Genomic DNA, 15,420 nt, shown 5'->3' with positions numbered 1-15,420 from the left:
CCGACCGGATCCCGAACGAAGACGCCGGGGAACTCGACGGTTTCCCGAACGAAAGCACTGGAGAGGAACGTGGTCACGATGGATCTGATGGGCACCGCACGCGAGTTCGTGATGGGACTGCCGGAGGCGCTGCAGGGTGTGGGGGTCTTCCTCGTCTCCTTCATCCCGTTCGTGGAGGGCGAGGGCGCGGCGATCATCGGCGTGCTCGCCGGAATCAGCCCGTGGCTCGCCGTCCCGGTGGGCATCGTCGGGAACTTCTTGGTGGTGGCGCTGCTCGTCTATGCGGCCCACGGAGCCCGCGGCGCGCTGATGGGCCGCCGTGCAGCCCGACGCGGCGACCGGGCCCCCGCCACCGCCGACGGCGACCGCGCCCCCGAGTCGGCCGGCCGTGCCCTGCTGCGTGAGCGTTTCGAGCGCTGGGGCGTGCCGGGGCTGTCCCTGATCGGCCCGTGGGTGTTCGTCCCCGGTCACGTCGCGGCTCCGGCCATGGTGTCCTTCGGCGCCAGCCGCGACTACGTGATGGTCTGGCAGACCGTGGCGATCGTGCTCTACACCGCGGTCGGAGGCCTGCTCACCCACGGGATCCTGACACGCATGGGCGTGGTGGGCTAACCCGGACCATCGCCGAGCCGGACCATCGCCGAACCAGAAGATCTGGCGAGCCGGACCATCGCCGAACCAGAAGAATCGGCCCCTTCAGACCACCCTGAAGGGGCCGAAGTCTCTGGTTCGGCGCACAGCGCCGGCCCGGGTCAGCCCTTCCGGGCCACGGTGAGGCCGTCCTCGCCGTCCACACGGTCCACGGACACGGTGTCCCCGTCCGCGATCTCCCCGGCGAGGATGCCGCGGGCCAGGCGGTCGCCGATCTCACGCTGCACCAGGCGGCGCAGGGGTCGGGCGCCGTAGGCCGGGTCGAAGCCGGTCTCTGCCAGCCACTGCTCGGCGGCCTCGGACACCTCGAGGGTGAGGCGGCGCTCGGCCAGCCGGGACTGCATCTCCGCCACCTGCAGGTCCACGATTCTCGTCAGCTCGTCCAGCGTCAGGGCCTCGAACTGGACCACCTCGTCCAGGCGGTTCAGGAACTCGGGCTTGAACGCCGCCCGCACCACGGACATCACGGACTCGTGCTTGGCGGCCTCGTCCAGGGTCGGGTCCACCAGGAACTGGCTGCCCAAGTTCGAGGTGAGGATGAGGATGACGTTGCGGAAGTCCACGGTGCGTCCCTGGCCGTCGGTGAGCCGGCCGTCGTCGAGCACCTGCAGCAGGATGTCGAAGACCTCCGGGTGGGCCTTCTCCACCTCGTCCAGCAGCACCACAGAGTACGGACGGCGTCGCACGGCCTCGGTCAGCTGACCGCCCTCGTCGTAGCCGACATAGCCCGGAGGGGCGCCGACCAGACGGGAGACGGAGTGCTTCTCCGCGTACTCGGACATGTCGATGCGGACCATGGCGCGGTCGTCGTCGAACAGGAAGTCCGCCAAGGACTTCGCCAGCTCGGTCTTGCCCACGCCCGTGGGGCCGAGGAACAGGAAGGAGCCGGTGGGCCGGTTCGGGTCGGACACCCCGGCACGGGCGCGGCGCACCGCGTCCGAGACGGCGGTGACCGCCGCAGACTGTCCGATCAGCCGCTGCCCGATGTGCCCCTCCATGGTGAGCAGCTTCTCGGACTCGGAGGCCATCATGCGCCCGGCGGGGATACCGGTCCAGGCGGAGATGACCTCGGCGATGTCGTCCGCGGTGACGTTCTCGGAGACCATCAGGTGCTCCTCGTCCACGGCCTTCTCCGCCTCGTCTGCGGCGGCCAGCTCCTTCTCCAGGGCCGGGATCTCGCCGTAGAGCAGGCGGGAGGCCTCGGCGAGGTCGCCCTCGCGCTGGGCCTTCTCGGCCTGCGAGCGCAGCTCGTCGAGCTTCACGCGCAGGTCACCGGCCTCGTTCAGCGAGGCCTTCTCCTGCTCCCACCGCGCGGTGAGGGCGCGGAGCTCCTCCTCCTTGTCCGCCTTCTCGGCCCGCAGGCCGGCCAGGCGCTCCACCGAGGCGGGGTCGGTCTCACCCTCCAGGGCCAGCTCCTCCATGGTGATGCGGTCCACCTGGCGGCGCAGCACGTCGATCTCCTCCGGGGCGGAGTCGATCTCCATGCGCAGCCGCGAGGCGGCCTCGTCCACGAGGTCGATGGCCTTGTCCGGCAGCTGACGGCCGGTGATGTACCGGTCGGACAGCGCGGCGGCCGCCACCAGCGCCGAGTCCGCGATCTCCACCTTGTGGTGCGCCTCGTAGCGCTCCTTCAGGCCGCGGAGGATCGCAATGGTGTCGTCCACGGAGGGCTCGCCCACGTAGACCTGCTGGAAGCGGCGCTCCAGGGCCGGGTCCTTCTCGATGTTCTCGCGGTACTCGTCCAGGGTGGTCGCACCGATCAGGCGCAGCTCGCCGCGGGCCAGCATGGGCTTGAGCATGTTGCCTGCGTCCATGGCGCCCTCGGAGGCGCCGGCGCCGACCACGGTGTGGATCTCGTCGATGAACGTGACGATCTGCCCGTCGGCCGCCTTGATCTCCTCGAGCACGGCCTTCAGGCGCTCCTCGAACTCCCCGCGGTACTTCGCGCCGGCGATCATCGCCCCCAAATCCAGGCTGATCAGGGTCTTGCCGCGCAGGGACTCCGGGACGTCCCCGGCCACCATGCGCTGGGCCAGGCCCTCCACCACGGCGGTCTTGCCGACGCCCGGCTCGCCGATGAGCACCGGGTTGTTCTTGGTGCGGCGGGACAGCACCTGGACCACGCGGCGGATCTCCGCATCGCGGCCGATGACCGGGTCCAGCTTGCCGGAGCGCGCCACGGCGGTCAGATCGGTGCCGAACTTCTCCAGGGACTGGAAGGTGGCCTCCGGGTCCGGGGTGGTCACCTTCGAGTCGCCGCGCACCTGGGTGAAGGCGGCGCGCAGGGCCTCCACGGTGGCGCCGGCGTTGCGCAGCGCGGCGCCGGCCTCGCCGGTGTCCGCTGCCAGTCCGAGGAGCAGGTGCTCGGTGGAGACGTAGGTGTCCCCGAAGCCGGAGGCCTGCTGCTGGGCGGCACGCACGACGTTGCCGGCGGCCGGGGACAGCTTCGCCTCGGCGACGGCTGCACCGGACACCTTGGGCAGCGCGTAGATGGCCGAGGACGCGGCGGAGGACACCACGTCCGGGTCCACGCCGGCAGCCTTCAGCACGCCGACCGCCACGGAGTCGCGCTGGTCCATCAGGGCCTTGAGCAGGTGGGCCGGCTCGATGGTCGGGTTGTTCGCCGTGGACGCGTTCATGGCCGCGGCCGAGAGCGCCTCCTGGCTCTTGGTGGTGAACTGCGGGGTCTGGTCCATGGGTGGCCTCCTCTGCCGACCGGGAAACTTGAGTCTGTTCAGCTCAACTCTGCGGGGTGCGGTTCTATTCCGGGTCCGGGGCTTGACGACGACGGCCGCTCGCCTCCGCCTCTCGGCGTCCCTGGCGCCGTGCTCGTGGGGGCTCGGCGGTCCCGAGCGAGGTCCGGCCGGGGCGGCCTCAGGCGGCGAGGGAACCGTGGCAGGCGGCGCTCATCGGCGCCTGCATGCGACCAGCCTGCCACCGCAGGGCCGTGGTGGCACTACCGTGGAGACCGTGACCGGATCCCAGCGCCGCAGCCGTCGTGTGCGCCCGCGCCGCACCTACCAGCGGCCGCGGGTGAGCCTGCTGTACGTGCTGCGCCGGACCGGCTACAAGCTGCTGGAGATCCAGGTGTGGGACGTGGCCGCCGCGATGACGTTCTTCGCGGCGCTCGCCCTGCTCCCCACCATGGTGGCCCTGGTGTCCACCGTGTCCCTGCTCGGCCTGCAGGACGAGACCATCGCCACCGCCGCCGGGCTCATCACCGAGATCTGGCCCGCCCTGTCCGTCGGCGCCGTGGAGTCCACGATCCTCGCCCTCGGGGGCCAGGCCACGGGCACCACCGCCGTCGTGCTCGGCACGCTCGGCGCCCTGTTCTCCGCCTCGGGTGCGGTGGGCGCGTTCCACCGGGCGATGCACCGTATCCACGACACCCGCGAGGGACGCAGGTTCCCCGCCTTCCGCCTGGCCGTCTTCGTGGAGACCCTCGCGCTCACGGCCGGGACCGTCGTCGTGCTCCTGCTGGTGGTGCTGGGCGGCGACCTGTCCGCACGGATCGGGCGCAAGGTCGGCCTGACGCAGGAGGCCGTGGACCTGTGGAACTTGGCCAAGTGGCCGGTGATCCTGGCGATCATCATGGTCGTGGTGTCCGCGGCCTACCAGCTCGGCCCCAACGTGCGGCAGCCGCGCTACCGGGCCTTCTCGCACGGTGCCGTGGCCTCCGTGCTGCTGCTGTTCGGAGCCACGGCGCTGCTCGGCTGGGTGACGGCCAACCTGTCCCAGACGCAGCTGGTCGGATGGATCACCTCTGCCATCGGCATCCTCATGCTCGCCTGGGTCACGGTGATCGTCCTGCTCGCCGGCGCCGCCTTCGACGCGGAGATGCTGCGCGCCCGCCAACTCGCCGTGGGGTTGGATGCGGCGGACGAGATCCAGCTGGCCAGCCGCCACACCGCGGTCCTGAAGGACCTCGAGCAGATGGAGCAGCGTCAGCAGCGCGTCGGCCGGATCGTCTCCAAGTCCGCCCGCACCGGGGAGCCCGCCGTGGTGCCCCGCACCCGGCTGCTCACCGAGTCCGGTTCCCTCTTCGCCGTGGAGCCGCGGGCCGGCAGGACGGCCGCCGACCTGTCCACCGGCCGCCCCTTCCACGCTCAGCTCGATCCGGACGACGTCCCGGATCCGGAGACCCCGTCCTCCGACCCGGCCGGCACCCCGTCCTCCGACTCGGCCGGCGGAGAGGCCGTCGGCCCACGCCGGCCCTGACCCGGTGCACGAGGGCCCCGACACCGTCGTGGTGTCGGGGCCCTCGTTCTGAGACGGCACCGGGGATCAGTCGTCCAGGAGGTCCTTCGGCTTGACCTCGGCGTGACGCAGGGCGGCCTCGAGGGCGGGCAGGGCCTGTGCCTCGGCCTCGGCCTGGACCTGCCCGAGGCGACCGGCCAGCCAGCCGTAGGTGTACGAGGACTCCCCCGCCGCGACGGCGGCGTCACGGACGTGACGGAGGGCGGGCAGCACGACCTCGAGGTCCTGGACCGCCCCCAGGGCCTCGGTGACCTGCTCCCAGTCGGCGGCACGGGCGGCTGCGGTCTCACCGAACGCCGGAGCCGTCGCCTCGAACGCGTAGCGGACCGCCTTGGCCCGCTTGCGGGTCTCATGGAGCAGCGTCAGGCGCTCCTGCGCGGTCTCCGCGTCCCGCGCCTGCTGCGCGGTCTCGGCCGTCAGCGCGACGGCGTCGGCCACCATCTGCGGCAGGACCTTCTTGCCCTTGCGTCCGTGCTCGCCGACCAGCGGCGGGGCGGCCACGAACTCGGTGAGGGTGTCCATCAGGCGGGCGTAGCGCGGCGAGGCCTGCGCCTTCACCAGCTGGGCGTGCGCCTGAGCGTGGCGGCGGCCGAGCTCCTCGGCGGCCCGGGTCTTCACCGGGCCGTCGGAGTCGGCGCGGGGGACGGTGTCCAAGTCGGCCAGGATGCGGGCCGAGACCACCTCCGCGTCGCGCGGATCGCCCAGGCGGCGGGCGTACCAGCCGAGCTCCTTGCGCAGGGCCTCGGCCTGCTCGCCGTCGAAGAGGGCACCGAAGGTGCGCAGGGTGCTGCGCAGGCGGCGGATGGCCACACGGGACTTGTGCACGGCCTCCGGGGCGTCGGCGGCCACGCCGGCCTCGCGGGCGCGGATCACGGCGGCCTGCTCGGCCACATAGGCCATCACCAGGGTGCCTGCCGGGTCCTTCTTCTTCGGGCCCTTGCCCTTGGCCTGTCGCTTGAGCGACTTCTCCAGGGCACGGCCGAGCTTGGACGGCGAGCCCGCCGGCTCCACGCCCTGCGCGGCCAGGTGCATGACGGTCAGGTCCAGCAGCTCCGGGGCGGCGCCCGGCATCAGCTCCACCTCGAGCTCCCGCCAGGCACGGCCGGACGGGGACGCCTCCACGCGGTCGTCGCAGAGGGTCGCGACGACGGCGCCCGAGGCGTCCAGCAGGTCCACCTCAGTGCGCTGCGTGGACAGCACGGCCACCGGCATGAGACCCCGCTCGGCCTCCGGCACGGACTCCCAGTCGGCACCGAGATGTTCGGCGAGCGCCTGCAGGTGCGTCTCCGGGACGGCCCAGCGGCCAGCGCCGGAACCGAGGCCGGTGCGGACCTCGAGACGGTCGGCGTCAGCCGGCAGTTTCAGGTGCCAGCCGTCGTCCGTGCCGCCCTCGCGGCGGCGCAGGGTGACCTGGTTGCGCAGCAGCAGCAGGTCGGCGGTGTCCAGGTAGACGGCGCGCAGGGCCTGCTCGCGGACCTCGCCCTGGTCGAACACGGCGGACAGGTCCGGCAGCTGCGCATCCGCATCGAGCACGAAGGTCACCTCGGCCTCGAGCGCCACGGCGGCGTCCTCACCGCCGTCCTGACCGGCGGCGATCACGTCGCCGTCGTGGAACGAGGTCGCGGCCTCGTCCACCGGGCCGGTCGCGGCCGGGTCGGCCGGCCGGGTGCCCACATCCTCGACGACCTCGCCCTCGGGCTTCTTCTCGACGGCCTCGCCCTCGGGCTTCTTCACGTGCTTCCGGGGCTTCTTCGCGTCCGACGTCGTGGAGGTCTTCTTCTTCGTCATACCGGCTCGTCTCCGCCTTCCTCAACGGGGTCGGTGGTCGTGGATCCAGCCTAGTTCCGCCCCACGGCGGCCGGACAGTGCGCAGGAGCGAACCCACGGCACCCCGCTCGGCTCACTCGGCCGCGCGGAACGCCTCCACCTGGGCTCGCAGCATCTGCGCGGCGGCCTCGGGCTCCACCTGCACGAACGTCGCGGACAGGTGCCGGTGGCCGGCCGAGGCACCGCCCAGGGTGACGACCGATTCGCCGCGGGGCCCGGAGGACCGGACGAGCACGGCGCCGGGTACGCCGTCCACGGCGGAGAACTCCACCTCAGTGCCATCGGAACCGGTGAGAGTCCCGCAGGTCTGGGGCAGGGCTCCGTACGCTCCCACCAGATCCGTGGTGGAGGGCGTGTAGACGAGGAACGACGCCACGGAGGCCTCGGGCCCGAGCTCCCCGGCCGCTCCCGGGTCCACCTCGTAGCCGGTGTGCAGCAGGACCGTGTGCGGCACCGTGGCCTCGTCGATGCGTCGGACGAGGTCCCCGCACTCGCCTGTCGGCTCCACACCCTCCAGCGGCAGCGGCTGGCTGAAGGGCACGTCCGGCATCTCCTGGATGCGCTCGGCGGTCACCAGCCCGCCCGGCAGGTCGGCGGCGGGCACCACGGCGGCACGCATGCCCGGCAGCACGCGCTCGGCCTCGCCAGGCGCCAGCGTGGTGGAGTCCGTGCCGCGGTAGTTGCCCGGCACCGTGGCCACGATGTCGTCCGGGGCCTGAGGCGTCTGCTGCTCCTCCGCAGTGCTGGCGTCTGCGCTGGCCTCCTTCCGCACCGGCGAGGGGGCCGCCCCCTCGGTGGCGTCCTCGGCGCCGCAGGCCGTCACCGCGAGCAGCGCGGCGACCGCCAGAGCCGTCAGGGAGGTCCGGGCGCGGCGACCTGCCGTGGCAGGTCCGGCGCTGCGGCCAGCTGCGGTGCGCGGTCCGGCGGTGATCATGGCAGGTCCTCCTCAGCGATACGGATGCGAGGCCAGACGGGACGGCGGCCTGCGGGGCGTCGTCACCGCTTCCGCTCCTCGAAGGCGGCGACCTGCTCGCGCAGCATCTGCTCGGCGAGCTCCGTCTCGATGTTGACATATCCGGTGTAGACGTGCTCGTCCCCGTCCGAGGCCCCGCCCATGAGCAGCTCGATGCGCTCACCACCGGACTCCATGACCAGCCGGCTGGCCCCGGGCAGGCCCTCGACCGGCTCGAACACCGCCGTGGCGTTCGGCCCGCTCAGCTCGCCGCAGACCTCCGGCAGCTGCCCGAACATGCCCATGACGTCCTCCTCGTCCGGGGTGATCACGGCCGCGGCGAACGCCTCCGGCTCCCCGATCGCCCCCTCGGCGTCCGGGTCCACCTCGTACTGGGAGAACCCGACCGCCGAGCCCGGCCGGGAGAACGTGTCGATCCGGGTGATCAGCCGCCGGCACTCACCCTGGGCCTCCACGCCGCGCACGGTCATGTTCAACTCGAACTGCGAGTCCACGGAGGCCCGGCGCTGCTCGCCCACGAGCACGTCTCCGGGAAGGTCCTCGGCCAGCAGGACGCTCGGGGCCATCTCCTCCAGGCGGGACTGCTGTTCGCGCCCCGCGGCGCTCAGCGTCGACGAGGACGACGGGGAGGAGGGCGTCCCGTCGAGGCCGGGACCGGCTTCCAGTGAGGGCCCGTCGTGACCGCCCGAAGGACTCGGCTCGTCCTCCTCGTCCGACGGCGAGGTCGCCGAAGCGTCCGTCCCTTCCGGCGAACGGTCCGCGGAGGTTTCCCCGCCCGACCCGGCCGACGTCGACGTCTCGGGCGACTCCCCTGCAGACTCGGACGTCGTCGCCCCCTCGGGGTCCCCCGTGCCTCCGCCGGCCTCCTCGTCCGGGTCGGGCATCCCAGAGGAGCAGGCGGCCAGGGTCACGGCGGCGGCCGCCAGGAGGCCGGCCAGGTGCACTGAGGTCTTCATGGTTCCTCTCCAGGACGTCTTCCCGTGTTCTGGCCCACTATCCTCGGCTCAGGGGCGCGAGTCCAGGGCATCGGGGCCCTGCCTCGAGGGCGAGACCTGCACCGGAGTCGAGCCTGCCCGCGACCTCTACGTCCCCCTACGCGACATGTGACATGCGCAACATCTATGATGTGGCGATCAAGGGGCGTCGTCCTCCCTGCGGGGAGCCCGCGGCGCCCGGCACACCACGACCCGACGGACTCCGGTCCCGTCGCAATGAAGGCAGTCCCATGTCACGCACGCACCACCGTGTCGTCGCCGCCGCCTCCCTGTGCACCGGCGCGCTCGCCCTCTCGGGCTGCGCCGTCATCGGAGGCACGTCCTCCTCCAAGGCGGTCGGCTCCGATGAGCACCTGTCCTCCTCCTACCAGCTGGTGGAGCCCGGCACCCTCACCGTGTGCTCGGACATCCCGTACCCGCCGTTCGAGTTCGAACAAGACGGCAAGATCACCGGCTACGACATCGAGCTCGTGCACGCCGTCGCCGAGAAACTCGAGCTGGACGTCGACGTCATCGACTCGTCCTTCGAGGCGATCGAGTCCGGCGCCTCGCTCACCGGCTGCGACCTCAACGCCTCGTCGATCTCCATCACCGAGGCCCGTCAGCGCGTCATGGCCTTCACCAGCCCCTACCTCGACGACGACCTCGTGCTCATCGCCCGCAAGGACAGGGGCTTCACGTCCGTCGAGGACCTGGAGGACGCACGCGTCGGCGTGCAGACCGCCACCACCGGCGCCGAGTACGCCACGGAGCAGGGGCTGAACGTCGTCCAGTACGAGGACGGCGGCATGCAGGTGCAGGCCCTGAAGGCCGGCAACGTGGACGCCACCCTCGGGAACCAGTCCGTGCTCCTGTACGAGCTGAAGGACGACGACCGCTTCGAGATCGTCGAAGAGTTGCCCACCGGCGAACAGCTCGGGATGGCGGTCGGCGCCGAGAAGGCCCAGCTGCTCTCCGCCGTGGACCGCGCACTGCAGGAGCTGCGCACCGAGGGCAAGGTCGCTGAGCTGCAGGACAAGTGGTTCGGACACGTGCAGGAGGCCTACAGGTGAGCACCGCAGAGCAGACCCCCACGCCCCAACGCGCCCAGGAGCAGACGCCGAAGCCGGGCGCGGCCCGCCGTCGCAAGACCATCTCGCTGGCGGTCCAGGCCAGCGTGTTCGTCCTGGCGATCGTGCTCCTTGCCGTCCTGGTCGACTGGACGGCCCTCGGGGAGAACGTCTTCAACTTCGGCGCCGTGGGCGCGATGTTCCCGGACATCATCCTCGTCGGCCTCGGCAACACGCTCTTCTACACGGTCACGTCGTTCGTCCTGGGTCTTCTCGGCGGCATGGTCCTCGCGCTGATGCGCATGAGCGCCTTCCCCCCGTACCGCTGGATCGCCACCGCCTACGTGGAGTTCTTCCGCGGCGTCCCGGCGCTGCTCGTGTTCCTGGCCCTCGGCTATGGCGTGCCCTTCGCCTTCGGCGTGAGCTGGCCCATCCCGCTGGTCGTCTGCCTCGCCCTGGGCCTGGTGGCGTCGGCCTACATCGCCGAGACCCTCCGCGCAGGTCTGCAGGCGGTGCCGAAGGGCCAGACGGAAGCCGCCCGCTCCCTCGGCATGCCTGCCTGGCGCGCCATGGTGACCATCGTGATCCCACAGGCGTTCCGCATCGTGCTGCCGCCGCTGACCAACGAGGTCATCCTGCTGACCAAGGACTCGTCTCTGGTCTACGTGCTCGGCCTCGCGGTCTTCCAGTACGACCTCACGAAGTTCGGCCGCGACGGCATCTCCTCGCTCGGCGCAGGCATGACCCCGATCGTGGTCGCCGGTGTGCTGTACCTGGTGATCACCGTGCCGCTGTCCCTGCTGGCCCGCCGCTTCGAGTCCACGTCCGCCCGGAAGAAGGTCTGAGATGTCCGAGAACACCGCACACACCCCGGGCACGGATCCGCACCCGCCCACCACCGGCTCCCTGCGTCAGGTCCAGGCCGCCCGCGTGACCATCAAGGACCTGAACAAGTCCTACGGATCGAACCACGTGCTCAAGGGCATCGACCTGGACGTCGCCCCCGGCGAGGTCGTCTGCCTCATCGGCCCTTCCGGCTCGGGCAAGTCCACGCTGCTGCGCTGCGTGAACCTGCTGGAGACCCCGAACAGCGGCACGGTGGAGGTCGGCGAGTTCACCGTGACCGACCCGGACGTGGACATCGACACCATGCGCCGCCACGTCGGCATGGTGTTCCAGCAGTTCAACCTGTTCCCTCATCTGACCGTGATGGAGAACTGCACGGTCGCCCAGATCAAGGTCCTCAAACGGGGGAAGGCCGAAGCACAGAAGGTGGCCCGGCGTCAGCTGCGGCGTGTGGGCCTCGGCGAGCTCGCGGACCGCTATCCGGACCAGCTCTCCGGCGGACAGCAGCAGCGTGTGGCGATCGCCCGCGCCCTGTCCATGGCCCCGCAGCTCATGCTCTTCGATGAGCCCACCTCCGCCCTCGACCCGGAGACGGTCGGCGAAGTGCTCGCCATCATGCGCCAGCTGGCCAGGGACGGCATGACCATGCTCGTGGTGACCCATGAAATGGGCTTCGCCCGCGAGGTGGCGGACCGCGTGGTCTTCATGGACGGCGGCATCGTGGTGGAGGAAGGCCGTGCCGCGGACGTCATCACCGACCCGCAGCAGCCGCGTACGCAGGACTTCCTGCGCCGCGTCCTCAACCCCACCGAGGTGGACATCTGACCGGCCGGGACGGCATGACGGCTGACGCAACGGGGCCCGCACCGGATGATCCGGTGCGGGCCCCGTCGTGCAGTGGCGTCAGGCTCAGGCGGCCTTGCGCAGCTTCTTCAGCTCCTCGCGGGCCTCGCGCAGGGCAGCGGTCTGCTCGTCGCGGGCGGCGTGGATGGCGTCCACCTTGTCGGCCTTGGCGGCGGCGATGGCCTCCACCTTGGCGTCACGGGCAGCGTCGATGCGGGCGGCGCGCTTCTTGGCGGCCTTGCGGCGCTTGCCCGGGCGGTTGGCCACGGAGTCGGCCATGATGCCCACGCCCGCGCCGACGAGGAACAGGTCCTTGGCCACCGCGGTGCCCTCCTGGGACGGGCGCACGCCGTCGGCCTGGGTCATCTCCGGGGTGTTCAGGTACATGGACATCAGGCCGCCGGAGAAGGCGGTCAGAGCGGCGCCGGCGAGCCATCCCGGGACCACCGGGAGCAGCAGGGCCGCTCCGGTGCCGATCTCAGAGGCGACGAGGAAGTTCTTGAACTGGGCCGGGGTCAGCTTCGACAGCTGCGGCACGCCCTTGACGGCCATCTGCTGGAGGCCGGCGGCCTGCTCGTCGGACAGCTTCCGCTTGTTGAGGCCCGAGTTGAGGATGAACGCGCCGGAGGTGAGGCGCAGGGGAATCTGGACGATGCTCATGGATCGCTTCCTTCCAGTCATTCCCGCGGCACACTCTGGTGCGCGAGAGGACGTCTGTAGTCGTCAGGGTCTACAGCAGGCCACACTACCGAAGTCCGCGCCCCGATGCGTCCTGGGCACCCCGGAAGTCGTCCCCTGACCGGCGTGGCCCCGACCCCGCCCGGGCCGAGGTGAGCAATCCCTCACGTCATGCCCTCTCTGCCCGCGTGCGCGCGTGCGGAAGAATGACAGGCATGCACCTCACCCCTGGCGCCCTCTCCACGCTCGCGGCCGCCGAGTCCGCTGACTACGGCTGGCTCGGCAATGCGGTCGTCGCAATCATGGAGGCCGTCGGCCCCGTCGGCGTCGCCCTCGCCGTCTTCGCCGAGAACCTCTTCCCGCCGATCCCCTCCGAGCTGATCCTGCCGCTGGCCGGCTTCACCGCCGCGAACGGCGCCTTCTCCCCTCTCGCTGCCACCGCGTGGGCCACGGTCGGCTCCGTGGTCGGCGCACTCGCCCTGTACGGGGTCGGTGCAGCCCTCGGCCGTCGCCGGATGTACCGGATCGCGGACCGGCTCCCCCTGGTGGACATCGACGACGTCGAGGCCACCGAGCGCTGGTTCGCTCGCTACGGCACGTGGAGCGTGCTGCTGGGCCGCCTGATCCCGGTGTTCCGGTCCCTCATCTCCATCCCGGCAGGCATCGAGCGCATGCACCTGGGCCTGTTCGTCCTCTACTCCACGATCGGCTCGGCCGTGTGGAACACCGTCCTCGTCTACGGCGGCTACCTGCTGGGCGCGAACTTCCATCTCGTGTCGGACTATGCTGACCTGTTCTCCAACGTGGTCGTGGTCCTCGTCATCACGGTCCTGGCCGTCTGGGTGGTCCTGCGCGTGCTGAGGAACCGCCGACGCCGCCGAGACCCCGACTTCCGCCCCCGCACCGCGGACGAGGCGGCCGCCAAGATCGACGCCCTGCTCACCTCCCACGACCCGCGAAAGTGAACCCATGCCCTCCCCCGCTTCCCGACGTCGCTCCCGCGCTCTCCTCTCCGTCGTCGCCGTCGCGGTGTTCGCACTGACGGCCTGTGGTCCGAAGGACGACGCCTCCGATGATTCCTCCCCGTCGCCGTCGTCCTCCGCCACCGAGGCGACGACGCTGCCCCCGATGGACCTGGCGCCGTTCACCATGGACGTGCCGACGCACGACCTGGACATGCTGCCGGGAGCGACCCTGCGCGCGATCAAGGGCACCGACCCGGACTACGACGGCGCCTGGTTCGCCGTCCCGCACGCGGACACCTGGACGAAGGCCATGGAGGAGGCCGTGCTGGCCCGCGTGGACGCCTTCTCCCGTGACGCGACGGACCAGGATGTGCGCCTGGACGTGCAGCCGCTGCTCGCCGTGGTGGGTCCGACGGTCGCCGCGGCCCGCATCGTCTCCACCCAGAAGCGCGAGGACACCGCCGTCGCCGCATCGCGCGTGCTCTGGTACGACGCACAGCAGGGCAGGGTCCTCGACCCCGAGGACCTGTTCAGCGAGAGCGGCTGGAGCGCCCTGCGCCGCGAGATCGCCTCCCGCCTGCAGGAGGACCCGGACGTGAACGAAGACCGCCTCGACGCCGCCGTCCGCGAGCCGGACGCCGCGGAGAACCGACGGGTCTGGGACGGCATCGTGTTCCTGGAGGACGGCAGCCTGCTGCTCGAGGTGGACCAGGGCTCCCTGGCCCCGGAGGGCGCCGGCGTGCTCACCGCCCGGGTCTCCGCGGACATGCTCGGCCCCTGGCTCTCGGATGCCGGCCGTCGTGGACAGCAGGCGGCGCGCAACCCGCAGCCGTTGGTGCTGCAGCCGCCGCAGACCGCGGCACCGCGGACCTCCCAGGCCCCCACCTCCGCTCCGCAGACGTCCCAGGCGCCGACCTCGAGCGGCGCCCCGTCCTCGTCCTCCCGTCCCACCGGCTCGGAGTCGGCGGAGCCGAGTGCGTCGGAGTCGTCCGCGACGCCGTCGCGCTCGACGTCCCCGACGACCGGCCCCTCGCCGACCGAGTCCGCATCGCCGGAGTCCCCGAGCCCGTCGCGGACAGAGACCGAGTCGCCGACGCCATCCCCGAGCCCCTCGCCGACCGAATCCGAGTCGCCGACCGAGTCCGAGTCGCCGACCCCGTCCGCGAGCGCATCGACGTCCCCGAACCCCTCGCCGACCGAAACCGAATCGCCAGAGTCCCCGAGCCCGTCGCGGACCGAGACCGAGTCGCCGACGCCGTCCCCGAGCCCCTCGCGGACCGAGTCCGAATCACCGAAGTCCCCGAGCCCCTCGCCGACCGAGACCGAATCACCGAAGTCCCCGAGCCCCTCGCCGACCGAGACCGAGTCTCCGACCCCGTCCGCGAGCGCATCGACGTCTCCGGCTTCCTCGAGGTCCCCGAGCCCTTCCTCCACTGAGGGGACGCAGTCCGCGGAGCCCTCGCCCAGCGGGACCGTCGAGGCCTCCGCCACGGACGCCGAGGCCACTGCGCCGCGGCTCGGGTGAGCCCCCCCGGGTGACCGCTGTCGGATGACCGGGCCAGGCGGGTCGGCATTCGGTCACGATGTGGCATCGTTCCGGCATCGATCCGGCCGGAGCCACGTCATCCGGCCGGTGAGGATCTCCGGCGAACGTACGCTGTGGTCCTTGGATGCCGCGCCTGTCCCCTGTCTATGGATCCATTCCGGACCCAGGACTGAGCGTGGCTCCCTCCCGTCCTGCGTGCCCCGTCAGGGGCCTGTCGTCGCGTGCTCCTGGAAGAGGTCCTCGTGTCCGCCCGTCCCCGCCCGCTCCGCCGTCTCACCGTCTCCGCCCTCCTGGCCGGCCTCGTGCTGACCGGCTGCAGGGCAGACCCCTCGGAGTCGGCGGTGCCCACCGGCGCCCGGGAGGCCTCCCGGACCTCCTCCCCTTCGGAGTCGTCCTCCTCTCCCTCCTCCACCGAAAGCGCGACGACGGCCCCCTCCTCCACTGCCTCGTCGTCCTCCTCCGCCCCGGCCACGGCGGCACCGAGCACGTCCGCGTCCGCCCCGGCGTCGCCGACGCGTTCCCCCTCGAGCACGTCCGCGTCCACCACTGACGCCCCGACTCCGACGCCCACGTGGTCCCCGTCGGCCCCACCGGTGCCTTCGACCACCGCCGCGCCGACCCCCACGGCCACGCCGACGACCACCGCCGCGCCGACCCCCACTCCCACGCCGACCACCTCCTCTCCGGCTCCGACACCGTCGCCGACCTCCTCCGCACCGACGACCCCGCGCCCCACACCGACACCATCCGTTCCAGCCCCCACGCCGACCTCCGCCGCGCCGACCCCCAC

Annotated in this window: 13 protein-coding genes; 7 read left to right on the top strand and 6 right to left on the bottom strand. The window is 71.7% G+C overall.

The window, feature by feature from the left end; translation table 11 throughout:
- Positions 1-87: 87 nt before the first annotated feature.
- A complete protein-coding gene (locus FM125_RS00295) occupies positions 88-612 on the top strand; it encodes a hypothetical protein (protein WP_245829662.1) in 525 nt (174 codons plus the stop codon).
- Between the two features lie 140 nt (positions 613-752).
- Here FM125_RS00295 and clpB read toward each other — a convergent pair whose 3' ends face one another.
- Positions 753-3,347 carry an ATP-dependent chaperone ClpB gene (gene clpB, locus FM125_RS00290; RefSeq protein WP_087133274.1) on the bottom strand — a complete coding sequence of 865 codons (2,595 nt, stop codon included), beginning with the start codon at positions 3,345-3,347 and terminating at the stop codon, positions 753-755.
- Positions 3,348-3,621: 274 nt separating this feature from the next.
- Here clpB and FM125_RS00285 point away from each other — a divergent pair, with 274 nt between their 5' ends.
- Positions 3,622-4,869: a YihY/virulence factor BrkB family protein gene (locus tag FM125_RS00285; RefSeq protein ID WP_070640320.1), complete on the top strand. Its 1,248-nt coding sequence runs from the start codon at positions 3,622-3,624 to the stop codon at positions 4,867-4,869.
- 66 nt (positions 4,870-4,935) lie between these two features.
- On the opposite strand, the gene FM125_RS00280 is transcribed toward FM125_RS00285, so the two are convergent.
- The 3 genes from FM125_RS00280 to FM125_RS00270 form a co-directional block, all read right to left on the bottom strand.
- Positions 4,936-6,696 (bottom strand): CYTH and CHAD domain-containing protein, encoded by a 1,761-nt coding sequence (locus FM125_RS00280; protein ID WP_087133272.1) that lies wholly within the window; start codon positions 6,694-6,696, stop codon positions 4,936-4,938.
- A 112-nt stretch (positions 6,697-6,808) separates the two neighbouring features.
- Positions 6,809-7,669: a hypothetical protein gene (locus FM125_RS00275; protein WP_087133271.1), complete on the bottom strand. Its 861-nt coding sequence runs from the start codon at positions 7,667-7,669 to the stop codon at positions 6,809-6,811.
- Between the two features lie 62 nt (positions 7,670-7,731).
- Complete coding sequence (locus tag FM125_RS00270; protein WP_087133270.1) at positions 7,732-8,664, bottom strand: hypothetical protein; 933 nt, start codon at positions 8,662-8,664, stop codon at positions 7,732-7,734.
- A 269-nt stretch (positions 8,665-8,933) separates the two neighbouring features.
- Between FM125_RS00270 and FM125_RS00265 the strand changes: the two genes are divergently transcribed.
- The 3 genes from FM125_RS00265 to FM125_RS00255 all read left to right on the top strand — a co-directional run bounded on the left by FM125_RS00265 (position 8,934) and on the right by FM125_RS00255 (position 11,423).
- A complete protein-coding gene (locus FM125_RS00265; protein ID WP_070640159.1) occupies positions 8,934-9,755 on the top strand; it encodes an ABC transporter substrate-binding protein in 822 nt (273 codons plus the stop codon).
- A gap of 80 nt (positions 9,756-9,835) precedes the next feature.
- Complete coding sequence (locus FM125_RS00260) at positions 9,836-10,597, top strand: amino acid ABC transporter permease (protein WP_245829664.1); 762 nt, start codon at positions 9,836-9,838, stop codon at positions 10,595-10,597.
- 1 nt (position 10,598) lies between these two features.
- Positions 10,599-11,423: an amino acid ABC transporter ATP-binding protein gene (locus FM125_RS00255; protein WP_067189620.1), complete on the top strand. Its 825-nt coding sequence runs from the start codon at positions 10,599-10,601 to the stop codon at positions 11,421-11,423.
- A gap of 84 nt (positions 11,424-11,507) precedes the next feature.
- Here the strand turns inward: FM125_RS00255 and FM125_RS00250 are convergent, their stop codons facing one another.
- A complete protein-coding gene (locus FM125_RS00250) occupies positions 11,508-12,101 on the bottom strand; it encodes a hypothetical protein (protein ID WP_070640156.1) in 594 nt (197 codons plus the stop codon).
- 224 nt (positions 12,102-12,325) lie between these two features.
- On the opposite strand from FM125_RS00250, the gene FM125_RS00245 reads away from it, so the two are divergent.
- Both FM125_RS00245 and FM125_RS11640 read left to right on the top strand, forming a co-directional pair.
- Positions 12,326-13,084: a DedA family protein gene (locus tag FM125_RS00245; RefSeq protein ID WP_087133268.1), complete on the top strand. Its 759-nt coding sequence runs from the start codon at positions 12,326-12,328 to the stop codon at positions 13,082-13,084.
- A 4-nt stretch (positions 13,085-13,088) separates the two neighbouring features.
- Positions 13,089-14,609, top strand: a complete 1,521-nt coding sequence (locus tag FM125_RS11640; protein ID WP_143745146.1) for a hypothetical protein — start codon at positions 13,089-13,091, stop codon at positions 14,607-14,609.
- A 97-nt stretch (positions 14,610-14,706) separates the two neighbouring features.
- On the opposite strand, the gene FM125_RS00235 is transcribed toward FM125_RS11640, so the two are convergent.
- The coding region (locus FM125_RS00235; protein WP_219337004.1) for a hypothetical protein at positions 14,707-15,420 on the bottom strand (714 nt) is incomplete at its 5' end.

Source organism: Micrococcus lylae, from assembly GCF_900163825.1.
GTDB lineage: Bacteria > Actinomycetota > Actinomycetes > Actinomycetales > Micrococcaceae > Micrococcus > Micrococcus lylae.
The sequence above is the reverse complement of the archived record's forward strand: the minus strand, read 5'-3'. Positions and strand labels throughout refer to the sequence as shown.